At 45.2% G+C, this 5,008-nt stretch carries 7 protein-coding genes; 6 read left to right on the plus strand and 1 reads right to left on the minus strand.

Annotation, left to right across the window (positions count from 1 at the left end; all coding sequences use genetic code 11):
* Nucleotides 1-5 precede the first annotated feature (5 nt).
* The 5 genes from rpmF to lysM all read left to right on the plus strand — a co-directional run bounded on the left by rpmF (nt 6) and on the right by lysM (nt 3,129).
* Nucleotides 6-188, plus strand: a complete 183-nt coding sequence (gene rpmF, locus WAK81_RS03005; protein ID WP_004279227.1) for a 50S ribosomal protein L32 — start codon at nt 6-8, stop codon at nt 186-188.
* A 223-nt stretch (nt 189-411) separates the two neighbouring features.
* Nucleotides 412-1,398: an ACP S-malonyltransferase gene (fabD, locus tag WAK81_RS03010; RefSeq protein ID WP_422195629.1), complete on the plus strand. Its 987-nt coding sequence runs from the start codon at nt 412-414 to the stop codon at nt 1,396-1,398.
* Nucleotides 1,395-2,129 (plus strand): 3-oxoacyl-ACP reductase FabG, encoded by a 735-nt coding sequence (fabG, locus tag WAK81_RS03015; RefSeq protein ID WP_422195630.1) that lies wholly within the window; start codon nt 1,395-1,397, stop codon nt 2,127-2,129. The genes fabD and fabG overlap by 4 nt, the downstream gene beginning before the upstream one ends.
* Before the next feature lie 83 nt (nt 2,130-2,212).
* Entirely contained in the window at nt 2,213-2,449 is a 237-nt protein-coding gene (gene acpP / locus WAK81_RS03020; protein WP_004646101.1) for an acyl carrier protein, read from the plus strand.
* Between the two features lie 185 nt (nt 2,450-2,634).
* On the plus strand, nt 2,635-3,129 hold the full coding sequence (gene lysM / locus WAK81_RS03025) for a peptidoglycan-binding protein LysM (protein WP_422195631.1): 495 nt from the start codon (nt 2,635-2,637) through the stop codon (nt 3,127-3,129).
* 87 nt (nt 3,130-3,216) lie between these two features.
* Here lysM and WAK81_RS03030 read toward each other — a convergent pair whose 3' ends face one another.
* Nucleotides 3,217-3,684: an Lrp/AsnC ligand binding domain-containing protein gene (locus tag WAK81_RS03030; protein ID WP_422195632.1), complete on the minus strand. Its 468-nt coding sequence runs from the start codon at nt 3,682-3,684 to the stop codon at nt 3,217-3,219.
* A 140-nt stretch (nt 3,685-3,824) separates the two neighbouring features.
* On the opposite strand from WAK81_RS03030, the gene WAK81_RS03035 reads away from it, so the two are divergent.
* A partial coding sequence (locus WAK81_RS03035; RefSeq protein ID WP_422195633.1) for a D-amino acid dehydrogenase occupies nt 3,825-5,008 on the plus strand: 1,184 nt, incomplete at its 3' end.

Consider the following 5,008-nt stretch of genomic DNA (forward strand, 5'->3'; position numbering starts at 1 on the left):
CCATCATGGCCGTTCAGCAAAACCGTAAAAGTCGCTCTCGCCGTGACATGCGCCGTTCACATGACGCTTTAACCGAGAATGCATTAACTGTAGACCAAGCTACTGGCGAGACTCACCGTCGTCACCACGTATCTAAAGATGGTATCTACCGTGGTCGTCAATTATTCGCTAAAGCATCTGCTGAATAATTGGTGATGTATTAAGCGTCAAGCTTAGTAGAAAAAATGGGAGCATTTAGCTCCCTTTTTTTTGTCTTCGATTTTTAGGCGTACCAGTTTTTTGTTGTATTTGGCAATTACCGTCAGCAAAATTACATGCTAAATTGCGCTCCACAATGATTTAGGTGGTCTTATTGGTCAGTCTTCTTGTTAGGATTGAAGAAGCACGCCTCTTGAATGAAAGGATTTTATTATGTCTGCTACACCACTAGAACAAGCAGCACCAGCAACAAAAACTGCATTTGTGTTTCCGGGTCAGGGCTCACAAAAAGCCGGTATGCTGGCTGAGCTTGCAGAACAGTTTGCAAGTATTCGCGAGACATTTGCAGAAGCATCTGAAGCCGTCGGTTTTGATCTGTGGCAGATTGCGCAAACTGGCGAAGGTCTGGGTCAAACTGAATTTACCCAGCCGGTATTGCTGACTGCAAGTATTGCCTTATGGCGTGTGTGGTTGGAATCTGGCGGTGTGGCACCGAAATATCTGGCAGGCCATTCATTGGGCGAATACAGCGCACTGGTCGCATCGGGTGCTTTAAGCCTGGGTGATGCTGCGAAGCTGGTGAACCTGCGTGGCAAATTGATGCAGACTGCAGTACCTCAGGGTGTGGGCGCGATGGCTGCTATTTTGGGTCTGGACGATGCCAAAGTGATTGAGCTGTGTACACAAGCAACTGCAGCAGGCGAAGGTTCTGTCGAAGCAGCCAACTACAATGCGCAAGGGCAGGTTGTCGTTGCAGGCAATAAAGATCGCGTTGAAGCAGTGATGGCATTGGCCAAAGAAAACGGCGGAAAAGCCATTGCATTGCCAGTATCAGTTCCATCGCATTGTTCATTGATGAAACCTGCTGCTGAACAGTTTGCTCCGGCATTGGAACAAACCGCCATTGAGCTACCACGCATTCCTGTATTACAAAATGTGGGCGCGCAAGCGGCAACCAATGTAGATGAATTGCGTCAGGCGTTGACCGCGCAACTTTATGAGTCGGTACAATGGACTAAAACCTTACAATTCCTTCAAGATGAAGGTATTGAGTACATCGTAGAATGTGGTCCGGGTAATGTATTGACCAACTTGGCGAAACGCTTGCCGAATATTCAAAAAGCACTTCCACTGGACAGTCAATCCCGTCTGGAAGATGCATTAAACACCGTATTGGCGGCAGAAGGGAAAAGTGCATGACACAGGAACGTAAAGTTGCTCTGGTAACAGGTGCAAGTCGTGGTATTGGTGCTGCGATCGCACAGCAGTTGATTCAAGATGGTTATTTTGTCGTAGGTACTGCAACGTCTGAAGCAGGTGCGGAAAAATTATCGGCAGAATTTGCTGAAAATGGCGTTGGAAAAGTACTAGACGTACGTGATGGTGCTGCGATTGATGCACTGGTAACGAACATCGAACAGAACTATGGTCCAGTCCTTGCATTGGTCAATAATGCCGGTATTACCAAGGACAATTTGCTGCTGCGTATGTCTGAAGATGACTGGGATGATATTTTAAATATTCACCTGAAAGCAGTTTACCGTTTATCTAAACGTGTACTAAAAGGCATGACCAAGGCGCGTTTCGGCCGCATCATCAACATCAGTTCTGTGGTGGCACACTTTGCCAACCCGGGTCAGGCCAACTATTCTGCTGCCAAAGCAGGTATTGAAGCATTTAGCCGCAGCCTTGCCAAAGAAATGGGTAGCCGTCAGATTACCGTAAACTCGGTAGCACCAGGTTTTATTGCGACTGAAATGACTGAACAGTTAAGCGAAGAAATTCGTAAAAAAATGACTGAGCAGGTGGCATTAAACCGTTTAGGTGATCCGCAGGATATCGCAAATGCCGTAAGTTTCTTGGCTTCAGATAAAGCCAGTTACATTACTGGTACAGTTATGCATGTAAATGGGGGCTTATACATGAGCTAAGCTCAAGTATAAACTTTCCAAATTTTTTAGATTCAATTAAACTAACGGCATTAAAAACGCCACAAGCAATGAGGAGAATTCCTGTGAGCGATATCGAACAACGTGTTAAGCAAGCAGTTGCAGAACAACTTGGTATCAAAATCGAAGAGATTAAAAACGAAGCGTCTTTCATGGATGACTTAGGTGCAGATTCTCTAGATCTAGTTGAACTTGTTATGTCTTTCGAAAATGACTTCGACATCACGATTCCTGATGAAGATTCTAACGAAATCACAACTGTTCAATCTGCAATTGACTACGTTTCTAAGAAACTGGGTTAATCGCCGATTTCAGCTTTGCTGAACATAAAGACCACCCTTGAGGTGGTTTTTTTGTGTCTGCTTTTCACATGAATGGAGGTTTTACAATCCATTACCTTTCTGTCACCAATGACTAACTATCTCTGTGGTATTTTCATTATAAAAATAAGAGTGATATGACATTAACAACAAGAATGGAGTCCGCTATGGGTCTTTTTGATTTTGTAAAAGGTATCGGTAAGAAGAATACAGCTGCTGCGGAACCACAGGCTGCACCTACAACGACAACGCCGGCTGCAACACAACCAGCAGAGCCTTCTGCTCAGGAAGTGGCAAATAAATTACTCGGCCACGTGAAAAGTCTGGGCCTTCCGATCACTGGCTTATCCATCAGTTATAACTCCGCTTCGGATCTGGCGACGGTCAGAGGTCAGGTACAAAGCCAGGCTGATCGTGAAAAGATTGTTCTGGCTGTGGGTAATATTGATCATGTCGCCAAAGTGGATGATCAGCTTACGGTAAGCAGTCCTGAACCGGAAAGTAAGTTCTATACGGTAAAATCGGGTGACAGCTTGTCAAAAATCTCAAAAGAATTTTATAGTGATGCTAATCAGTATAATAAGATTTTTGAGGCTAACCGTCCGTTGCTCAAAGATGCAGATGATATTTTCCCAGGACAGGTGCTCCGCATTCCTGCTTAAGGTTTAACAAGTCCAATCAATGTTCGATCTCAAAGCCCCGTTTGGGGCTTTGTTGTTTTTGCCGGTAGCTTTAGAAATTCAAAATCATTAAATACCCAAGTCCAGATATAAACTTTCTTTGACTTCTTCCATCACTACATAACTGTGGGATGAAGCAGAAGCAGGCAGTTTTTTCAGTAAATCCCCCAGTAAACGCCGATAAGCACTCATTTCTTTTAAGCGTGCTTTGACCAGATAATCAAAATCACCGGAAATTAAATGGCATTCCAGTACTTCTGGAATTTCTGTCAGATTACGAGCCACCTGATCAAAGACATCGCCTGATTTGGCAGAGAGTTTGATTTCCAGAAAAAACAGCAGGTTGCGCTCCAGCATTTCCGGATTTAAACGGGCGTAATAGCCCATGATGATGCCCTCGCGTTCTAGCCGTTTTACCCGCTCTGAACAGGGCGTGGTCGATAGATTGACACGTGCTGCAAGTTCGCTAATGGCAATCCGGCCATTGCGTTGCAGGATATCCAGAATCATGCGGTCAATGCGGTCTAATTTGCGCATCAATATTTCCCTCTTTTTTTTAATTCTGCCCGAAAAAATATTTATTTCACTGAATATACAGTTTGAATATAGTGAATTTAACTATTAAAGCAAAAATATACTAGTGAAATAAACTAAAAAGATGTTTGAGGGTTAAGGTAATGCGCGTATTAGTTTTGGGTAGTGGTGTGATTGGTGTGGCAAGCGCTTACTATCTGGCGCAGCAGGGAGCAACCGTGACTGTGCTGGATCGTCAGGCAGGCCCGGCTCAAGAAACCAGCTTCCGTAATGCCGGGCAGATTTCTCCAGGATACTCCACCCCTTGGGCCGCACCAGGTATTCCGTTTAAGGCGGTCAAATGGATGTTCCAGCATCATGCACCGTTGGCGATTAATGTCGATGGCAGCTTGTGGCAATTACAGTGGATGGCACAAATGCTGAAAAACTGTAATGCCCAGCATTATGCAGTCAATAAAGAACGTATGGTGCGTGTGGCTGAATACAGCCGTGACTGTTTACGTAATTTGCGTCGCGATATTGGCATTTCTTATGAGAACCGCTCGAAAGGCACTTTGCAGATTTTCCGTAAAGATGCGCAGCTGGATGCGGTGCAGCGCGATATTGAGGTTCTGAAAGAAACCGGTGTGGAGTTTGAGCTGCTGGATCGTGATGGACTGGCGCGTGTAGAACCGGCATTGGCACAGGCAAAAGATAAACTGGTCGGTGGATTGCATTTACCTAATGATGAAACAGGTGACTGCTATCTGTTTACCAATGCCCTGGCAGAACATGCCAAAGGGATGGGTGTAAAGTTTAAGTTTAATCAAAACGTTGAAAAGCTGATTGTAGAAGGCGATCAGATCAAAGGTGTGCTGGTGAATGGTCAGGTGCTCACGGCAGATAAATATGTGCTGGCCTTTGGTAGTTATTCACGTGATTTCCTTAAACCGCTTGAACTGAATTTACCGGTATATCCGGTGAAAGGATATTCACTGACGATTCCTATTGTAGATCCAGCTTTCGCTCCGCAATCTACCGTGCTGGATGAAACCTATAAAATTGCGATTACCCGTTTCGACCAGCGCATCCGCGTAGGGGGAATGGCTGAACTGAGCGGTTTTAACTTGGGTCTGAATGAGGATCGTCGCGGCACGCTGGAAATGGTGACCCGTGATTTATTCCCGGGAGGTGACATGAATCAGGCGAGTTTCTGGACAGGCTTGCGTCCAATGACTCCGGACAGTACACCAATTATTGGAAAAACCCGTTTTAAAAACCTGTTCCTGAATACCGGACATGGCACGCTGGGCTGGACCATGGCTTGTGGTTCAGGAAAATTAATCAG

The organism is Acinetobacter sp. (assembly GCF_049284435.1).
GTDB lineage: Bacteria > Pseudomonadota > Gammaproteobacteria > Pseudomonadales > Moraxellaceae > Acinetobacter.